Below are 19436 nucleotides of genomic sequence, written 5' to 3'. Positions count from 1 at the left end.
GATCCCTCCAAATTAATTACTGCGGGTGATATATCAACCGGCCGCTTTTAAAATTAACTATCCAGACCTGTTCTTTGGTGTATAGGGATGAAAAAAGAGGAAAAAATGTCCATTAAAGCCCGTATGTCACGGAAGGAACTTTGGGAGGGGGTGCTGCTCGAGGAGGGAGTTCAGGAACTCGATTGCTTTCTCGCTTCCGTACGCGTACGTCATGTAGCGGTATATTGAAACCGCCGCATCGAGCGGGTGCGTCTCTTTGGTCGGGTCGAAGGTTTTCATGATGAAATCGAGCGTTTTCTGTGCCTGTTCTTCAAAGCCCGCCACGTGGTAAATATAAGCCATCTGAACGTAGCTTGTCCTCGAGTACGCGTAGGGGTAATTCTCTGCCTTAAGTCTACCTTCCTCGTCCTGCTGGTCTTTGAGCCATGTGGCGGCTTTTTTAACAGACTCTAACACCGTTTCGTCCCCTGTGAGCTGGTAATACCTTGCCAGAGCGGATGCTACCGCAAGTGTGGTACCGATGTTATCTCTCCAGTCTCCCGTTTTACCCTGCTCGTTCAATATCTCTCTAAGAACGTTTTTCTCCGTCGTGGCGTTCAAGATGCCGAGTTCCTTGTAGAGCGGAAGCAACAGGGCGTTTACAACAAAGCTTCCCGATTTGTCCTTTGGCGTGGTCATGAAGTAATCCTCTTTCTCTCTGGACTTCAATAGACTGAGCGCTTTCTTGGTTCCGTTGAACTGGAACTTCCTGATGGGCTCCAGTGTGTACGCCGTGTACAGCGTGAAGTCGTTGGGAGGAACACCCCAAGGGAATGCCCCGTTCTCCATTTGCTTGTACTCTAGCCACTTTAGTAGCCAGTCTGCCCTCTCCTTGAACCTCTCATCTCCCGTTATGTTGTACAGGTTGTAGTACAGATCAACCATCCATCCGTTTAAGTTGAAATAGGCCTTGTATCCTGTGTCGAAGTCGGCGTAGTTGTAGCCCGTCCAGAACCTCTCGAAAAAGTTCACCAGAGGGGAGTAGTCCCCATGGTACTCTATGGGGAGAGGCTGTTCTATTCTGAGTTCGGGCTCTGGGATGAACTTGTATATCACGGAACCACCATTGCAGAACTCTAGCTTAAAGTGGGTGTCATACGGGGCATATTCCATGAGGCCATACCTTATCAGTCCGTAGGAGTAGCGCGGTCTGTCAACGAATATGTAGCTCACGTTGTATTTTTTCATAAGATAGTAAACGAGACTCCTCTGGTTGGAGCTGAACATTATGACATGGTCCGTGTAAGCCCGCGCCGCTTCCTTTACCGTTGGGGCCTCACCGAAGAACCCCTGATAAACCTTTTTCCACACGACAACGTCCTTTCTGTGGGTGTTTCCAATCAAGAGGTATCCCATATCCCACCAAACGAGTATCGTGGCGTTTTCAGGGGTATTCTGAGATATCCACTCATAGGCCTCTTTGTCCGTTATGCTCGGAATCGATATATAATGGTACGCCCCATAGACCCCCTGGAATGTGGGAGTTAAGATTAAGACCGCTATTATGAGGACTTGGACTGCCCTCTTCTCAGGAAGGGTCTTTACAAGAGCGGAACCGAATCCCCGCACGTCATTTAGGACCCTCTTCAAAACGGGGCCAATTGATGGGAAAACGACATCTATAAGATAGTCCGAGGCGATTGCCGCAAGGGGAATTGTGGCGTAGGGATCCCTAAAGCGGAAGGAAACTCCACCCGCCAGCAGGAATGTCCAGGCCCACAGTACAAGTCCCCTCTGGAGGGGTCCTTTTTTGAAGTAATAGGTACTTCCGAGAACTCCAAAGACGAGCTGGACAATTCCAACCCACTTGAAATATCCGAGGAAACTTACCTCGCTCCTCTGAAGCCGTAAAAATAGTTCTCCAAAAGTTGATTTTACCTGGGGCAGGCCAAGGTATGCCAGAAGTCCAGCAAGGACCAGGATGATTACATAGTGGACGTTGCGCTTTATGGTGGGCTCCAAATAAGACAGCAAGACTATCGCTGCCGCAAAGGCAAAGAATATCCATCCCCTGTGGGTTATAGTGTAGAGCCCAAAGGTCACTGCAAAGGGGATAAAGCTCGAGATTGTCTTCTTTTTAAGAAACCTCAAACCAAAAAACATGCTCACAGAGAACAGAAGCAGCCCCATGTTTTCGGGTATGTAGAGGCTTGTTCTGTATATGAAGTTTGGGGCAAACGCCAGCAGTAGCGTTGCCAGGAGTGCTTTTCTCTCGTCCTCAAAGAGCTCTTTGTAGGCAAAGTAAAACCCCAGGACTGCAAACGTGCCGTAAACGGCTGGTATTACGAGGAAGAAATAGTCCGAGTGGAATATTCTGTAGAGGAAGGCGCCGACTATATGAAAGAGGGGCGGATAACTGTAGGCACGGAGGCCGAGGAGGGACGGTAGATCCCGGGACACTGCCCCTATTCCACCTTCAGCAATCCTCAGGGTGAGGTCCCTATGAAGGTACTCATCATAAGCCGCCAGTAAGAGGTTTCTGTGCGGAATCAGTCTGATTATGAACGACACAATAATGAGCAACAATAGGTATATCATTGAAACGTATGTTCTCTTTCGCTCCACGGCCAACACCTCTAAAAGCTTTTAAGCGCAGCCATCAGCTTTTACTGGTGGTGTTGTGAGGGGGTTAAAAATATTTGGCCTTGCTTTTTTTGGATATCTATTTCTTGCACTCTACTCCAATTATTTGGATGAAGACCTTCGCGCCGTTGTCTATCAGAGGGGCTTTGAGCCCTCATCCGTCTTGCTTGGTTTCTTAGTTGCCCTGGTTTTTTTTATGGCGTTTGCCGCGGGCTATCTTTCGGGACTTCAGCTTCCACCATCATTCCTCATTGCACTGTTTCTCATACTCTCCCTTCACGACTTCCCGAATGCATTTTTAATCGCATTTGTGGCCGTAATTGGATACTATCTCAAGATTGACGTCTTTGAAAAGTTCTCCACTTTGGCCCTCTGGATCTCAATTCTCGGCCCCATCATCTTTTACTTAAGCATGGGCATTCCCCTTTTCCAGTGGGGACTCAGGTACAAAATCGTTGGTCCCCTCGTCCTTTTCGCCCTATTGGGAGCAGGGGGGCTAACATACTCGAAGTTTTCCACCAGAGCAAAAACACTCTTTCTCTTGGCTTATTCTGTCGTATACTTTCTCGGGACTTTCCGCTCCCTGCTTCTCCTCGGATACATCCCGTATCTGCTGGACTACACTCTGAGTCGTGAAAGAAAATGGCATGTTGTAATTTTTGGCTCGGCACTCCTTGGAATGGTGCTCATCATGAGCGGGAGCATCTCTGCTCTGCTTGTAAGAATTGGATTTACGTTTCTGGTTTTCCACAACTTAGTTAGCATCTCCCTTCCCTGGGGTTATTTTCACGGCTCGGTTCTCTTCAGTGAAGGCCCCAGAGCCCTGGTCTCACAGCTCTTTGGCGCATCAACTAACTACACGTACTTCTTTTTCGGTCAAGCGGTGGCTGATTTTGGCATATTTGGTCTTCTTGAGGCGTTTCTCCTCGGCCTCTTCCTTAGAGAGAGCGAAAGGGAGCATGAAACCTTTGTCTTTGTCTGTTCCCTCATGATATATGCCCTCGATTCTGGAATAGACGCGCTCATCCTGATGTTTATCATTGGAGCGTTGATTTTCCAGGATTTGAGGCTGACCATTATCGGGACGAGGACCACACCCAGAACAGGTTCAAGCTGATTCTTTTCTGCCCTAGGGACGAGGCTTTTGAGAAGGAAAAGCAATGCTATCGCCGAAGTGATCCGGTTGAAGTTAATCCAACGCTAATCTTTGTTTGTTAGAGCTAAACCAATAATACCCGCATATGTCTCGGACTCACTCTGTCTTTGCGGTTTAGTGACCAATGACTATCCTGCGTAGTGTGGACTCTTTTGATGATTATCTACCCCCAATGCCCTATATTCACCATTAGTGATAAGATGCGTTTACTCTCGGCGAAATCTTTATATCACTGCTGACATCTAGTTTCCAATGCCAAACAACGGAGGTGTTGCTATGAATCGAAAGGTGTTGAGCCTGCTAATCGTGGCAGTAATGGTGCTGTCGGTAGTGCCAGCAGTGCTTCCGGGGACGCTGGCAGCTCAGAACTCTCCAGAGAATCACAGTGTGATAAGGACACTAGAGGACACACTTGACAAGAGTCTGCTTCTTAGCTCATATAAAACGGGACTTAGATGGGTTTCGCCAGAGGAATACTCGAAAATTACGGGCATAAAATTTAAGCCCCTAACAGAGTCTGCCTTTAAAGAGGCTCTAATGAACGCTCCGTACTATCCGGGTAGGGAAACAATGGCAATATTGCCCTCTACCACAGGATACAAGGTGTCCTCAGGTTTGTCTCTTCCGCCAATGGTGTTCAACAATCTGTATCTCCCACCTATAGGGGATCAAGGTTACATTGGCTCGTGCAACGCCTGGAGTTCAACCTACTACGTCTGGACGTACATGATGAACTGGTGGAGGGACAATCCATATCCTCGCACGCCAGACGTCATCATGAACCCGAGCTTTACCTACAACCTGATTAACGGTGGCGTTGATGAAGGAAGTAACCCCTGGGATGCCATGACCCTTATATCTACAGTCGGTGCCGTTCCACTGGACGCGTTTCCACTCTATACATATCCTCCAAAGGAAGCATTTACAAATGGTACCCTTACAAATTACACTCTCTATTACGAGTGGTACAACGAAGCTATCTCCAGGTGGCCCAACATCACCCAGTGGATGATAGCACCGCGTAACAGCGGTAACGACTACATGTGGCAGGCCTCATTGTATGAGTACCAAGTTCCGGGTCAGTGGTACATAATAGACCTGTCCAACGACACCCAGTGGCAGTACCTCAAGCAACTGCTCGCTGCCGGTTACGTTGTGCAGTATGCTTATGGGGTAAGCTTTCCATTCGATGCGGTCAATATCTTTGACAGCGCGGATGAGATACTGCAGGCCCTTGATTACTGGGCAAGTTACGTCGCCACTGCGACGAACAACGAGACCTATTATCAGTGGGTCAACGAGACATATTTGAGCAACGAGACCTTCATACAGGGTCTGAAGCAGACCTTTATGCCCTACACTGAGACCAAAGCGTTTTATGACTTCACCAAGGAAACCGGCTGGTGGGAAGTTTGGTCCAAGTACATTGAGGTCAAGTATGGAAGGACATATTCGTTAATTAAAGGTGGCCACGCTGTAACCATCGTGGGCTACGATGACAGAGTCAAAACCGCAGACGGATATGGCGTTGTTAGGATAGCGAACTCTTGGGGCCAGAACTGGGGAGATGGGGGATACTTCTACATGAGCTACGAGGACATTCGGTTTGGAGAGGAATCGTTCCAACTGGCATGGGTATACGTTCCTAAGGCGGCCAACTACCAGCCGAAGCTCATGAGCGTCGTCGGCATAGCTCACCCCTTAAGAGGAGAGGTCATTGATGGGACCTACGATCCAAGCACGTATATGCCAGTTCACGAAGCTGGTATCCCGATAGTTGCAGAAGTAAATGGAACTCCAGTGTGGGGCATGAACTTTTTGGACTTCTACCATGATTACCTCCCTGAAAACGTCATTCCGTACCTTGCCAACAACCGTACTCTCCTTTATCGGAAACTTCCACAGGCTCACCCGTTCCCGAACAGCCCGATGGCATTCGACGTAAGTGGGCTTGGTGAAGGGTTAGCTTATTACATGGAAGAAACGGGTGATGCGCCAACTTACATGACTATCTACACAAACGTAAGCGATATAATCCCAGACAACATAACAGGTGAAATCTACAATTTCACACTTCTCTACCAGGGCCCGACCGGCGACTACATGCTTCTCGCCTCGGCTGATATAACCAATGGAACCATTCCCGACGGCGGATGGAAAGTTATCCCCATCGAGGTTCCGATAGTGCAGTACGGAAGCCTCACACTTTCAAATAGCTCAACAATAAACTTCGGCAACTTCAGCGTTGACGTGCTCAGCCTCGTCCCGCTCAAGGGCGCCTACGTCAGCATTGACGGAAAGGAGTACCAGCTCAGCGAGGAGAACGGTGGCTACTACTTCTACGGTACGGAAATAGACCAGAAGCTTAAGCTCCCTGCTGGAACATACAACTACACAGTCGTCGTCGTTTACCCGAATGGTAAGGAGGTCGCTCTTCCGACCAGAACAGTTACCATCGAAGGCCCAACGGTTGACATCCTATCCCCAGTTAACACAGTTTACAACACCTCAACCGTTGAGGTAGTTGTTAACGTTACCGACCCGTACGCCACCGTGACAAACGTTAAGGCCTACCTCAATGGGAAGCCCCTGAACCTGACGGCAAGCGGATCACTCTACGTTGCTACCCTCACTAACCTAACCAATGGAGAGTACAAACTAACTGTGATTGCAAACGACACGACTGGGGCATATGGAATTGCCACCAGGTTATTCGTCGTCCACACAAGCGCCAAGGTAACCGAGGTTATCGTAAACAACGAGACCAACGTTACCATCGGCGTCGTCGGCGGAAGCGCCAACGTGACGGCCGAGAACAACACCATCGTTGCTAACGTTTCCACCTCCTCCGGCGAGTTCACCGTTGAGATCCCAGTTGTGAACAACATACCCGCAGTCGTTGTGAACGCCTCCTCCGTTGACACCGTTGTAGCCGGAGGCAGCAACGCCACCCTGGTTGCCGGCTGGAACGCAACGTTGACTGAAGTTTCGACGAAGACAACCCCTGTAGATACCAAAGGCAACAAGAAGGTATACTCCGTGACCATAACAGCAAACGTTAGCATTGGCGAGAACGGTGTGGCAGTGGTGGCTCTCAGGGATGTCAACATAAGCAAGGTCTATGTTATAAAGAACGGGCAGAAGGTTCAGCTTACCACAAACAAGAGCAACTCACTCGGTTACTATTACAAGGAGGGCAATGTTATATTCGTAGTACTCAAAGAGGACCCGATCATTGTGGCGCAGGGAACAAAGGAAGTAACTGTACCATCAGAGAGCGGCATCTCCATCACGACCCTCAACTTCCTCGGCTACCGCTGGTACAACATATACCACGAGGAGTTCAACGAGACCTACCAGAAGGCCCTCGAACTCGGTGTGGACAACGAAACCCTCCAGAAGGCCCTAGAGCTCCACAAGGAGGCCGAGAAGTACTACGAAGAGGCCATTGAGATCACCGACGGCAACATACTCGCGTACCTCAGCGACCCGAGACTCATAAGACCACTGCGCCTGGCGTACCTCAACGAGATGAAGGCGGTGAAGCTGCTCCTTGAAGCCATCGAGGAGCTTGAGGCCCAGGGCTGAAACCTTTTTAACCCTCTTTTCTTCCTTTTCTCCCGGTGGTCAAATGATATATGTGAAGGTCTATCGCGTTCAGGGGGAGGTTCTTCTCGCCGCCTGCGACGAGGAGCTGCTTGGAAAGACGTTTAGAGAAGGGGAGCTGAAGCTTGAAGTCAAGGAGCGCTTTTATAGGGGCGAACTCGTCGAGGAAGATCGCCTGAAGGAGCTTTTGGACGAGGCAACGATAGCAAACCTCACCGGAGAACGCTGCGTCTCAAAGGCTATAGAGCTTGGGTACGTTGATCCTGAAAGAGTCCTGAGAATCCAGGGTGTCCCCCACGCCCAAATGGCGAGGCTCTTCTTCTGAGTTAGGTTTTTAACTTCTCTTCTGGCACTCTCTCCGGTGAGAGCTGTGAGCGAGCGCTTTTGTTATAGATGTGGGATAAGCGAGAGAGAAGGTGGGCCCCTCATTGAGGGTCTCTGTCAGGTGTGCTACCGGAAGGAAAATCCCGTCCTTCTTATCGAGAACGAAATAAACACGGAGCTCTGTCAGAACTGCGGGAGCTACAAGAAGAGGGGAGTGTGGGTTGACCCCCACAGCTATGAACTTGAGGAGCTCATCTTTGAGGTTGCCGAAAACGCCCTGCTTGAAGCCCTTGAGGATTCCTTCAGCGACAAAATCCGCGAGTACGAGGTCGTATCACCTGAGGAGCTAGAAGAAACTGAGGAAATCCCCCTCGGCAGGGCAGTTGTTGCCTTTGAGCCGGTTGACTACCATATAGAGTACTTCCCTGCGATAATAACGTACGAAGTCCGCGTTAAGGCCAGAACCCACGAGCTTCAGCGAGAGCTGCACGATGAGCGGAAGAAAGTTACAGTATACGTTCGCCAGACCGTCTGCCCGCGCTGTCAGAAGTTCCTCGGTGGTTATTTTGAGGCGATACTTCAGGTCAGGGCAGAGGACAGACCTCTAACGGAGGAAGAAAGAAAGGCCATCGGAAAGCTCGTCGAGGAGAAAGTGGATGAGATAATGCGCAAGGACAGGATGGGGTTCATACAGGACACGATAGAGAAGGAGGAAGGGCTGGACTTCTATATGGGATCAACCAGTGCCGCGAGGAAGCTGGCCCAGGCCATAAAGGAGCGCTTCGGTGGAAAGATAAGCGAGGCCTACGAGCTAGTGGGCATGGACAGGCAGACGAGCAGAGAGGTTTACAGGACGAGCGTCAGCGTCAGAATACCCAAGTTCCAGAGAGGAGATATAGTCACAGACAGGCGGGGAACCGTTTACGAAGTCGAGAGGGTTGACGGCAAGGGCATGACCCTGCGCAATCTCTCCACGGGGGAGAGCGAGCACAAGGACTGGAAGACCCTCAGCAGGGAGGGAGTTGATACAGTCGAGCACGAGGAGAGCGAGGCGATGGTTACGAGCATAGGGAGGGACGAAGTCCAGCTCATGGATATGGAGAGCTATGAGACCTACGAAATTGAAAAGCCAGGAGTTGAGCTTACCGAGGGCGATGTTTACAGAGTTGTCTCTGTAAAGGGGAAGCGCTACATCCGTGGAAGAAAGGAGGGGGAGTAATGAGGGTTATAGGCGTCGACCCCGGAACCAAGAGCTTCGACGTGATAGGGCTTGAAGATGGGAGGATAAAGCTCGACCTCAGCTATCCGAGCGAGGTCGTTGCAGAGGATCCTGGAAGGATAGTGAAAGCCATTGAGGAGTTCAACGCGGACATAATCATCGGGCCGAGCGGCTACGGCGTCCCGCTCAAGCACATAAGCGAGCTCACCGATAGAGACCGCTTTGAGATGACCCTAGTTAGGGAGGAGGAGATGAAGGAAATCCCAGTCCTTATTGGCCTCCAAGAGATGGTAAGCCAGATGGCCGAGAAGGGCATGAACGTGTGGTTCATTCCAGGAGTTATACACCTCCCGACGGTTCCGGAGTGGAGGAAGTACAACAAGATTGACATGGGAACAGCCGACAAGATGGCCATAACTGTCCTTGGAATCTACGACCAGGCAAAGAGGCTCGGTATCGATTACGCCGATGTCTCCTTCGTTCTCCTTGAGGTCGGCTTTGGCTACAACTACGCCGGAGCGGTCAAAGACGGAAAGATTGTGGACGGCATCGGTGGTACAATTTTCCCGGGGCCGGCCTATGTGAACAGTGGGGCCCTCGACGGCGAGGTTGCCTATCTGATGGGCAGCATAAAGAAGTGGCATCTCTTCTGGGGCGGGGCGAGCGTAATAGCGGCCGAAAAGATACTCCCTCCAGAAGAGTTCGCCAAGAGGCTTGATGAAGAGCCCTTTGCGAAGGCCTGGGAGGCCATGAAGGACGGCTTTGTAAAGGCGGTTGCAAGCGAGCTGGCGGTCGTTGGAGATGCGAGGGAAATAATCCTCTCCGGCAGGCTGATGCGCATAGACGAGCTTAGAAAAGACGTTGAAGACCTCTTCGAGGAGCACTTTGACCTCCCAGTGGTCAAGCAGAGGGGCCTTGAGGGCAAGGCGAAGGAGGCCGCCCAGGGAAGCGCGATAATCGGAGACGGTCTGGCAGGGGGCCAGTTCAAGGAACTCGTTGAGCACGTTGAGATAAAGAAGAGCTATGGAAGCGTTCTAGACTGGGTGAAGCTCCCTCTGGCCCTTTAAGGTTTCTCTTTTCTGTCCACCAACATTTTTAACCAAAGGTTTTGAACCTTTCCCGGTGATGGTGATGGAGAGAAAGACGGTCGTTGTTATAGGTGGTGGAGCCGCTGGGATGAGTACCGCCTCGCGCGTCAAGAGGTTGAAGCCAGAATGGGACGTCAAGGTCTTCGAGGCGACGGAGTGGGTCAGCCACGCCCCATGCGGAATCCCCTACGTTGTTGAGGGCATCTCGCCCAAGGAGAAGCTCATGCACTATCCCCCCGAGGTCTTCATCAAGAAGCGCGGCATAGACCTTCACCTGAAGGCCGAGGTAATCGAGGTTGATCAGGGCAGTGTTAGAGTGAGGGAGGAGGATGGCGAGAAGACCTACGAGTGGGACTACCTCGTCTTCGCCAACGGCGCCTCACCCCAGGTTCCCGCAATTGAGGGCATCGACCTGCCTGGAGTCTTCACGGCAGACCTGCCGCCAGATGCCGTTGCAATAACCGAGTACCTTGAGAAAAACCCCGTCGAAAACGTCGTCGTTATTGGAACCGGTTACATAGCCATTGAGATGGCCGAGGCCTTCGTCGAGAGGGGCAAGAACGTTACACTCATCGGAAGGAGCGAGAGAGTCCTCAGGAAGACCTTCGACAAGGAGATAACCGATATAGTTGAGGAAAAGCTCAGAAACCACCTCAACCTCCGCCTTGAAGAGGTCACGCTCAGGATTGAAGGAAAGGAAAGGGTTGAGAAGGTTGTTACCGATGCCGGCGAGTATCCAGCCGACCTCGTGATAGTGGCGACGGGAATAAAGCCCAACACCGAACTTGCCAGAGGGCTCGGCGTCAGAATAGGTGAGACCGGTGCCATATGGACAAATGACAGGATGCAGACGAGCGTCGAGAACGTCTATGCCGCTGGAGACGTTGCCGAGACGAAGCACCTGATAACGGGGAGGCGCGTATGGATGCCCCTCGCTCCAGCAGGAAACAAGATGGGCTACGTGGCTGGAAGCAACATCGCTGGAAAGGAGATTCACTTCCCAGGAGTTCTTGGCACAAGCATAACCAAGTTCCTCGACCTTGAGATTGGAAAGACTGGTCTCACCGAGGCGGAAGCGATGAAAGAGGGCTACGACGTCAGGACGGCCTTTATAAAGGCGGGAACGAGGCCCCACTACTATCCTGGCTCAAAGACTATATGGCTCAAGGGTGTCGTTGACAACGAAACCAACAGGCTCCTTGGAGTTCAGGCAGTTGGAGGAGATATTCTTCCGAGAATTGATACAGCGGCGGCAATGATTACGGCGGGCTTCACCACTAAGGACGTCTTCTTCACGGATTTAGCGTACGCACCGCCCTTTGCGCCGGTCTGGGACCCGCTTATAGTCCTTGCCAGGGTCCTCAAGTTCTGAATTTCCTTTTTGCTTCTCTTTTGTACGGCAGTATGAAGTGGAAAGCTTTAAAGTGGGAGGTGCTGGTTTTTCTGTGATGTGCGAGTACACCTACGAGAACGGGAAAAAGTGCAGGCTGAAACCGCTGGAAGGCTCAAAGTACTGTGCCCTCCACATCCCTAGGGAAGAGGGAGAGGCCGTATACGGTGAGAGACTGAAAGAGATCAAGAAAGAGGCCTTTGAGAAAAGGTTGAAAGTTGGCCAGACATATTTTGAGGGCGTTGATCTCTACGATGTAGCGATAAGGGACTTCACAACTGAAAAAGTTCTTGTTTTCAAAAACTCGCGGGTTACAAACCTCATCATGGATGCCTCCTCGGTTAGGGGTCTTATCCTGATTGACTCAAAAGTTGAGAGAGTTGTTATTTTTGAAAGCACCCTTGAGACGATTCTTGTAAAAAATTCCACGGTTTTCGGTCTCAACATTCTTAGGACGGAGTTTTCAAGTCACATCTCGATAAGAGACTCGGAAGTTAGGTACCTTATGATAAACTCGACGCGCTACACGCCCAAGGGGGAAGTCGGTGAAGAGAAAGCCTATGGGGAGACCGAGAGGATTGTCGGCAACATAGAGATTTCAAACCTTACAGGCGTTAGGAGGATAGGAATAAACACCCGCTACCCGCTCCTCAGGGAGATCCTTAAGGAACACGGGATAAACGTATCAGAAAGCAAGGAGCGGAGCGTTAGGGCGCGGAATCTGATAATAAGGGATGTCTCCTTTGACGTGTCCCCTCGCTATAAGAGAAGGGTGAGGCTTACCGTTGCAGGTTTTCATGGCAGGCTGCACCTTGAGAACCTCGAGGTTTTTGGCCACATTGAAATCCGGAAGAGCTACCTGGTCTCCCCGGAGTTCGTCCACGTCAAAGTTGAGAGTAACCTAGTGCTAAGGGGCACCTCGATCCACACCGACTCTACTTGGGGCATGACAGTTCTTCCCAACCTTCCGATAGAGCTTGAAGTGGGTGGTTTCATTATAGTAGAGGACTGTAGGTTCAACAATCCCCGTGCGGAGGAACTTTTCTACCGTCTCGCGAGGACGAGCTGGGAAAAGAGTGGAGACTTTGACAGGGCTGACGAGTACTACTACCTTGAGATGCTGGCGAAGAGAAAGGCCAAGCTCCAGTCGAGGAAAAAGGGGTTGAAAAGGATCATCAACACAGCAGAGGTTTGGTTTGAATGGCTCTTCGCAGATCTAACCTGCAAATATGGAACGGACTGGAAAAGACCCATTCTCCTCTGGCTGGGAGCCGTTAACGTCATTTTTCCCCTACTGTTCTGGGCTACAAAGAGTGTTGAGGGCCTCTCAAGCTCTCTCAGCTTCCTCGACTACGAGTACTTCAGCATCGTTACTGCCACAACCCTCGGCTACGGCGACTACCATCCCTTCGGCGTTGGCAGAATTATAGCGTCCGTCGAGGCACTCTTTGGAATGTTCATGTGGGCGGTCTTCCTCACGGTCTTCGCTAGGAAGTACATGAGGTAGGGCAAGCTTTAAGCACACATCCCTCTACCTTTATCGGGGGTAGAAATGAGGAAGCTCAGAGTTGGGTTCATAGTCAATCCGATAGCCGGAATGGGCGGTAGAGTGGCTCTGAAGGGAACCGACGGCGTTGTTGATGAGGCGATAAGGAGGGGAGCGAGGCCGGTAGCTCCTGAAGTTGCCCGCCTCTTCCTGAGTGAGCTGAAGCACTACAAGGAGGCTGAGAGTTTTGAATTTCTAACAGGGCCCGGCCCTCTGGGGGAGGACTACCTTAGAGAGTTTGGGTTCGTCTTTGATGTAATCAGGCACAGGGAGATTGGCTACCGTGAGATTGAAGGAGTGAAAATCCCGGACACCACTTCGGATGACACGAAAATTCTCGCCCGTGAAATGCTCGAAAAAGTTGATATAATAGTCTTCGCCGGCGGTGACGGCACTGCGAGGGACGTTCATTCCGTCCTTGGCAAAAAAGTCCCAATCCTAGGCGTGCCCACTGGCGTGAAGATGTTCTCCGGTGTTTTCGCGGCCTCGCCTGAAAGTGCCGCCAGAGTTCTCGTCGAGTTCGCTAGAGGGAGGGCCAGGCTCGAAGAGAGGGACGTCATGGACCTCGACGAAGACGCATATAGGAGGGATGAGGTCAGGCCAAAGCACTACGGGAAGGCCCTGACGCCCGTCGTTGAGCTGCTTGTCCAGGGGGCAAAGGAGCCGCAGAAAGTCGATGAGAGCGAGACCCTTGAGGCCATAGCAGATGCGGTGGCTGAGGAGATTTTGGACGAGGACGGAATCTACTTTCTCGGGGCAGGTTCGACTATAAAAAGAATAAAGGACAGGCTGGGAATAAACGGGACACTGCTCGGGGTTGACGTTGTTGAGGTGAAAGAAGGAAAGGCCAGGCTCCTCGTGAAGGACGCGGCTGAAAAAGACCTCCTACGCTTTGTCGATAAAAACCCGAGGATAGTCGTTACGGTGATAGGCGGTCTCAACTTCCTCTTCGGCAGGGGGAACCAGCAGTTCTCCGCTGAGGTTTTGAGAAGGATTCCGAAGGAGAACATCATCGTCGTTGCTACTCCATCGAAGGTGGAAAACGGAGTTATCCGTGTGTACACGGGAGATAAAGAGGTTGATGAAAAACTCAGGGGCTACATCAGGGTCAGGGTCTCCCCCTGGATGGAGAAGATGGTAAAGGTTATCTGACATTTTAATTTTCTTGCTGGAATGTGTTTGAGAATATGAGTCCCTCTTGATTAAAATTCTCACGAAAACATTTTAAAGCACTTCTTATCGAAAGTTTTACCGGGTGGTAAATGTGGTTTACTTCGAACATGCAACTGACCCGGTGACATTTGGCCTCTTCATGGTGCTCTACTACGCATCGATTCCCCTTGCGATCATCGTGTGGGCCTTTAAGTACTACCCGTATATACAGAAAAGAGAATACCATCTCAAAGAGCTTGGAGCTTTCCTCCTCCTTGCCTTTATGGTGACGTCTTTCTCCGGGTACTCTCTCCTTAACCAGTACCTATACCTCCACTCGCCTTTCGATTCAATATCCTGCTACACTTCCTCATGCATACTGTCATCCGCACTAACTAGTGAGTACGGCTTCTCTGAGGAGGAGCTCAAAAGCTACGGCCTCCCCTCAGTGGGAGTGATGACTGTCTTCAGGATATCTGACGTTGTGGTCAGCAAAAGTTTGCTTAAGCCCAAGAAATTGAACAACATTGTAATTACGAGGGCATGGCTCATACTGCCGGTCGTTGATGTTTACGTGTACCACGTGTCGACTGGCCCCACCAAGAGGATAGTAAGAAAAGAGAGGTTTTACTTTGTGTGGCCATTATCTCCAGGGTCTTTCCTGAGCGAGAAATTTGACGCGGACTTCACCGTTTTGATCACAGGAAATAGTGGAGCCGGGGCATGACTGCTTTTGTCTCTTTTCTCTGCATCATCTTTGTCCCCTCAGCCCTTTTACCAGTTCTTCCATAACGCCCAGGAACGTCTCTACTTCTTCGATGCTGTTGTAGACGTGGAAGGATCCCTCAACCTGAAAATCCGTGCCCCCGCACAGGGGACACCTAAGCTGCCTTCTCTCCATGAGAATCACCGATGTTACTATCTGCTTAGAGTATAAATATGTTGCGCCTGGTAAAATGATCGAAGTTGCCGTGCAGTCCGGACTTGTTTTTAAGCAAAATTTAAAAATCCCGTTTATTACTCTTATTGGTGATGGGGTTATGGTGAAAAGAGTATCAAAGCTAAAACGTATTGATGGAATAACTCACGGGAGCCATATAGACACGGTTTATCCCGATCCCGCTGGGGCTCTGAACTTGCTGATGGAGGGAATTAAAGATAATGAGCCTCGGATTGCGACTGTGGAGTTAAATGTTGGTAAAATCCTGCCCCGCAAAAAGACCGTCAATGTGTGGATATACGACGTGTCCTTTGGCGACGATGTGTTCATGAGATCACTTCTGATTGAGGATTCCAAGAAGAAGATCCTCCAGTTTGCAACGGCTTTTCCCGTTCTCAACTCGGAAACGAGTGTTAAGTTTGAGGTTAACGAGATTCTCGAGTGGGCCAACAGGCTGGAAGCGAACGTCTCGGGTAGGGTCATCGGAGAGGAGACTCCCTATGTGAGCTTCTTTGCAGTTGATTACATCGAGAGAAAAGCCGACTACCTGGAGCTTGACACTGCCAGGGCAAAGCTGGCCTTCCTCGCTTACTGGGCCAAGGTTGGGCCGATAGGGGATAAAATCTCCGTCAGCCCGCAGAATGGAGAGCCTGTGCAGATTAACTTGGAAGATGCCGAGCTGCTCCTCCCAGCCTCGTTCAAGGGCGCATTCATGGACGACTACGCCATAACCGGCAGGGTGCTGAGGGTCAAGCCCAGCAGGACGTTATACGGCGATGGATACCTTATAAGACTGAAGAGTTTCCCCTTGGGCGAGATAGACCTCTTCGTTCTCAGAGAACACCTGAAAGGAGAGAACAAGGAGATAAAAGAAGGGGAAATGCTTACCGCCGTTGGATGGCTCCAGGGAGGGCTCGTTTAGACCGCCCTCCAGAACGGGTCTTCTTTCGCCTTTACCTTTGCCGTCATCTTGAGGGCCTTTATGTCTGTCTCTTCAAGCTCGTCCTTGAGTTGCTTGGCGAGAATTATGACGTCGTTCTTGCTGAGGTCGACGTAAAGGGTCTCCCCGGGGTGTATGTGCCTGCCGACTATCGCGCCCTCGATGGCTATTGCCACCGCGTCCCCTTTCTTCGCCTCCTGGACGAAGTCGTTCTTGTTCTTTATCGACTTGATGACACCGACCTTCTCGCCGGTCTCTTTGATTAGGGTTACACCCGGCCTTATCCTGCCCTCGAGGACTTCGACGCCGACTATGGCCGGCTTGCTCCTTCTGAAGACGTAGCGCTCGTCCGGGTAGAGCCTGATAACGCCTGGGAAGGTGACGTTCTTGAGGAGCTCGCGCTTCCTCTTCTCCTCCTCTGCCTTCACCCAGGCCTCGTAGTCCTCGATGAGCTTGTAGATAATGTTGCCAACGAAGATTGGGACGCCCTTTGCGTTCGCAACCTCTTCTGCATCTTCGTTGACCTTGACGTTAAAGCCGAGGACGACCCCGTACTTCGGCTCCTCTTCCTTAACGCTCAGGGCCTCCATAACGTCGGTCTTGCTGATGTTGCCAACATCTGCCTTTCTGATGGGGATTCCTTTCTCCTGGAGCTCCTTGCTGAGGGCCTCAAGGCTTCCAAGCGTATCAGCCTTGACTATGACGCCAATCTTACCGGTATTTATGACGACGCTCTGAATCTGGCTGAGTATCTCCTGCTTTGCCTTTTCAATCTCCTCCTCGGAGCGCGCCGCTATGACTGGTGAACCAGCTAACGCCTCCTCAAGGCCCGGAGCCGCTATCTTGACACCCGCCGCCGCTGTTACCTCATCAACCTGGTCGAAGCGGAACCTCGGGTCCCTGATCTCGTCGAGGGGTTTTGGCTTCAGGAGCGCGCGGATTTTGGTAACTATCGCCTTGTCCTTTCCGCCAACCACTATCGTGTCGTCCTTTCTCAGAGTTCCATCGTAGATGATGACGTCGATGGTTGTCCCGAGGCCAACCTCTTCTCTGACCTCGAGGATGGTACCGCGTGCGGGGCCTTCAACCTCTATCTTCAGCTTCTCCTCAAGGTACTTCTGGGAGAGGCCTGCTATGAGGACGAGAAGTTCTGGAATGCCTATGCCGTACTTGGCCGAGATTGGGACGATCGCAAGCTCCCTGGTGAAGTCCTGAACGCGGTCGAAGCGGTTGGCGTTGAATCCCATCTCGTAGAACTTTCCTATCAGTTCCCAGAGCTTGGTTTCCAGCTCCTGTATTGCTCTCTGATCCTGCTTCTTAATGTTGACGAGGAAAGGCTCGTCCTCCTCGATGACCCAGCCCTTTATCCTGTCTATCTTGTTGGCGGCAACTATAAAGGGCGTTCTATACCGCCTCAGGATTTCGATGCTCTCTATCGTCTGCGGCTGGAAGCCCTCGTTTATGTCAACAACGAGGACCGCCAAATCGGCGAGGCTTCCTCCCCTAGCCCTGAGGCTCGTAAAGGCCTCGTGGCCGGGAGTGTCGATGAAGAGCAGTCCGGGGAGCTTTATCTCGCCCTTCCAGAGCTTGATGAGCGGGCCGGCGAGCTGTTTGACAACATCTATCGGAACCTCAGTTGCACCTATGTGCTGGGTTATTCCCCCCGCTTCCTTTCCAGCCACGTTCGTGTGCCTGATGCGGTCGAGGAGGGTGGTGTTGTGGACGAGGATGCCGTTGGCCACGAAGTTGTGGGTCTCAGTTGTGACATCATAGACGTAACCCTCGTATTCGAACTCTTCTATGTCCTCAACCGGAATGAACACGAGGTTTTCAGCGAGGTTCCTGATGTAGTCAACGTCACTTGAGTCAAACTCCCTGTTGCGCCAGACTTCGAGGAGCTCTCTTCCAAGCTCTGTGAGCTTTCCGTCCTTTATCAGCCCATCCTTTTCGAAGGCTTTAATGTAGTTGTGATCCCTTATCCTACCCTCGAGGACGGCGATTTTTTTGTCGAGGTTAATTGAGCCTTTCTCGATGGCGTCGAGAATTCTCATTAGAGTCTCGTAGCTCGGGGCTTCTTCGGATTCGTATTTTCCGTAGAACGGAACGTTTGAGTTAAGCTCCGTCCTTGTGAAGCCGAAGAGGAGCCTCAGGCGCTTCAGTTCCTCGAAAATCGGATAGCTTTCGCTCCTCCTGCTCTTTTTAATTGCCTTTTCAAGAGCCTCCGCCTTGTTCTTCACCGAGAAACCTATGTACCTTCTGAATAGGTCGAGGTTTCTCCTGCCAGATATAACGAGGGTCGTGTAGTCCGAGCGGTAGATCTTTGAGACTATTCCAAAGCGGAGAAGGAGCAATGAAAGGTCCTCAAGGAACTCCTGGGATGCGCTCGTCACTTCAATCCTCGCGTCCTTAAGGCTGACGTGCCCGTCGGCATCAAAGTACCCCCTGAGGAAGCGGGAGACGTACTTTCTGGGGGCAATGAAGAGTATCCTTGGGACTCTAATGCTCTTCGCCTTCTGTCTCTCGGGGTATTCAAACAGGACTCTGAGAAGCCTCAGCAGGGCGTTTTTGCCGTTGGTGAGTTCAATCTCGTAAGATGTGGTGCGCTCCACCCTCTTCACTGCCACCCCGAGGACTGAAAGCTTCTTCAGCTCCTCGTAGACCTCAACATCGTTGTTGGCTATCTTGTCCTGGCTTCCGTCTCCGAACATAACGCCCGCGAAGTAGAAGAACGCCTCCCATTCCTCCGGAGAGCGCGGAAGCTTTACGTAGTGGAGCGGCTTCCCTGAGCGGTGCATCCTTGGGGTGAAGGCCACCCTTTCCACTTCGTCCCACAGGTTGAGCCTCTCTATGTCCTCCCACCTGAAAACGTTCCTCTCAACTTTGTACGCCCTGTCGCCCTTAAACTCGCTGGAGATTTTGCTGAGTACTTCTCCCCTGAGCTTTGCGATTAGCTCATCGTTCTTGAGCTTCTCATAAACGAAGGAGACGAATCTCTCATCACTCTCGTTCCCGTGGATTACCCTCGGAACGGCGACGTAGTCCCCCGGCTTGAGCTGGTCTGCGCGTACCCATCCCCTCGTTGTCAGGAAAGGATGTTCTGGCGTAACCGAAACCGAGTGCCAGTTCTTGAGCTTGACTCTGAGCATTTTGCCCCTATGCCTCACCTTCCAGACGTACGGGCTTTCGAGAACTCTTAACCTTCCATCTTCGCCCACTATTGTGAGTTTCGCTCCGAGCTTTCTGATTTCCTTCTCGTTGTCAGCGACTACGGTTTCTTTAGCTAAATCGAACAGTCCCTTAAGTGTTATCGGGCCGTGCTCGGGCAGTATCACTTTCTCATCTGGCAACAGGCACTTGCCGTGGTCAACGTGGCCGAGAACCGCGATGATTGGCTGTCTAATTCTCTTCGTCATTTTTCTCACCTGAGCTAAAGTCCGGCGTGGGCTTTTAAAG

At 51.3% G+C, this 19436-nt stretch carries 13 protein-coding genes; 10 read left to right on the top strand and 3 right to left on the bottom strand.

Annotation, left to right across the window (positions count from 1 at the left end; translation table 11 throughout):
• Positions 1-126: 126 nt before the first annotated feature.
• Positions 127-2604, bottom strand: a complete 2478-nt coding sequence (locus tag ACZ5TN_RS11310; protein WP_464916758.1) for a glycosyltransferase family 39 protein — start codon at positions 2602-2604, stop codon at positions 127-129.
• Between the two features lie 55 nt (positions 2605-2659).
• Between ACZ5TN_RS11310 and ACZ5TN_RS11305 the strand changes: the two genes are divergently transcribed.
• The 9 genes from ACZ5TN_RS11305 (at position 2660) to ACZ5TN_RS11265 (ending at position 14830) form a co-directional block, all read left to right on the top strand.
• Positions 2660-3739: a hypothetical protein gene (locus ACZ5TN_RS11305; protein WP_464916757.1), complete on the top strand. Its 1080-nt coding sequence runs from the start codon at positions 2660-2662 to the stop codon at positions 3737-3739.
• A 291-nt stretch (positions 3740-4030) separates the two neighbouring features.
• Positions 4031-7366 (top strand): C1 family peptidase, encoded by a 3336-nt coding sequence (locus ACZ5TN_RS11300; protein WP_464916756.1) that lies wholly within the window; start codon positions 4031-4033, stop codon positions 7364-7366.
• A gap of 43 nt (positions 7367-7409) precedes the next feature.
• A complete protein-coding gene (locus ACZ5TN_RS11295) occupies positions 7410-7709 on the top strand; it encodes a DUF424 domain-containing protein (protein ID WP_011250247.1) in 300 nt (99 codons plus the stop codon).
• 45 nt (positions 7710-7754) lie between these two features.
• Positions 7755-8927 (top strand): 60S ribosomal export protein NMD3, encoded by a 1173-nt coding sequence (locus tag ACZ5TN_RS11290; RefSeq protein WP_464917642.1) that lies wholly within the window; start codon positions 7755-7757, stop codon positions 8925-8927.
• Positions 8927-9994: a DUF1464 family protein gene (locus ACZ5TN_RS11285; protein WP_464916755.1), complete on the top strand. Its 1068-nt coding sequence runs from the start codon at positions 8927-8929 to the stop codon at positions 9992-9994. The genes ACZ5TN_RS11290 and ACZ5TN_RS11285 overlap by 1 nt, the downstream gene beginning before the upstream one ends.
• 64 nt (positions 9995-10058) lie before the next feature.
• A complete protein-coding gene (gene cdr, locus ACZ5TN_RS11280) occupies positions 10059-11387 on the top strand; it encodes a CoA-disulfide reductase (RefSeq protein ID WP_464917641.1) in 1329 nt (442 codons plus the stop codon).
• Positions 11388-11463: 76 nt separating this feature from the next.
• Positions 11464-12912, top strand: a complete 1449-nt coding sequence (locus ACZ5TN_RS11275) for a potassium channel family protein (RefSeq protein ID WP_464916754.1) — start codon at positions 11464-11466, stop codon at positions 12910-12912.
• Between the two features lie 45 nt (positions 12913-12957).
• Positions 12958-14103 (top strand): ATP-NAD kinase family protein, encoded by a 1146-nt coding sequence (locus ACZ5TN_RS11270; protein ID WP_464916753.1) that lies wholly within the window; start codon positions 12958-12960, stop codon positions 14101-14103.
• A 112-nt stretch (positions 14104-14215) separates the two neighbouring features.
• Positions 14216-14830 (top strand): hypothetical protein, encoded by a 615-nt coding sequence (locus ACZ5TN_RS11265; protein ID WP_464916752.1) that lies wholly within the window; start codon positions 14216-14218, stop codon positions 14828-14830.
• 24 nt (positions 14831-14854) lie between these two features.
• Here ACZ5TN_RS11265 and ACZ5TN_RS11260 read toward each other — a convergent pair whose 3' ends face one another.
• Positions 14855-15013: a hypothetical protein gene (locus ACZ5TN_RS11260; protein WP_464917658.1), complete on the bottom strand. Its 159-nt coding sequence runs from the start codon at positions 15011-15013 to the stop codon at positions 14855-14857.
• A gap of 130 nt (positions 15014-15143) precedes the next feature.
• On the opposite strand from ACZ5TN_RS11260, the gene ACZ5TN_RS11255 reads away from it, so the two are divergent.
• Positions 15144-15965: a hypothetical protein gene (locus ACZ5TN_RS11255; protein WP_464916751.1), complete on the top strand. Its 822-nt coding sequence runs from the start codon at positions 15144-15146 to the stop codon at positions 15963-15965.
• On the opposite strand, the gene infB is transcribed toward ACZ5TN_RS11255, so the two are convergent.
• Positions 15962-19396 carry an intein-containing translation initiation factor aIF-2 gene (infB, locus tag ACZ5TN_RS11250; RefSeq protein WP_464917640.1) on the bottom strand — a complete coding sequence of 1145 codons (3435 nt, stop codon included), beginning with the start codon at positions 19394-19396 and terminating at the stop codon, positions 15962-15964. The genes ACZ5TN_RS11255 and infB overlap by 4 nt on opposite strands.
• Positions 19397-19436: the final 40 nt, after the last annotated feature.

This window comes from Thermococcus sp. JCM 11816 (assembly GCF_055396515.1).
Note: the sequence above shows the minus strand (reverse complement) of the source record. Positions and strands in the feature narration are given on the sequence as shown.

Excerpts from the sequence above, each read along its gene's own strand:
- ACZ5TN_RS11300 (WP_464916756.1), top strand. The coding sequence starts at position 4,031 with ATGCCAAACAACGGAGGTGTTGCTATGAATCGAAAGGTGTTGAGCCTG.
- ACZ5TN_RS11255 (WP_464916751.1), top strand. The coding sequence starts at position 15,144 with ATGGTGAAAAGAGTATCAAAGCTAAAACGTATTGATGGAATAACTCAC.
- infB (WP_464917640.1), bottom strand. The coding sequence starts at position 19,396 with ATGACGAAGAGAATTAGACAGCCAATCATCGCGGTTCTCGGCCACGTT.
- ACZ5TN_RS11275 (WP_464916754.1), top strand. The coding sequence starts at position 11,464 with ATGTGCGAGTACACCTACGAGAACGGGAAAAAGTGCAGGCTGAAACCG.
- ACZ5TN_RS11285 (WP_464916755.1), top strand. The coding sequence starts at position 8,927 with ATGAGGGTTATAGGCGTCGACCCCGGAACCAAGAGCTTCGACGTGATA.
- cdr (WP_464917641.1), top strand. The coding sequence starts at position 10,059 with ATGGAGAGAAAGACGGTCGTTGTTATAGGTGGTGGAGCCGCTGGGATG.
- ACZ5TN_RS11270 (WP_464916753.1), top strand. The coding sequence starts at position 12,958 with ATGAGGAAGCTCAGAGTTGGGTTCATAGTCAATCCGATAGCCGGAATG.
- ACZ5TN_RS11295 (WP_011250247.1), top strand. The coding sequence starts at position 7,410 with ATGATATATGTGAAGGTCTATCGCGTTCAGGGGGAGGTTCTTCTCGCC.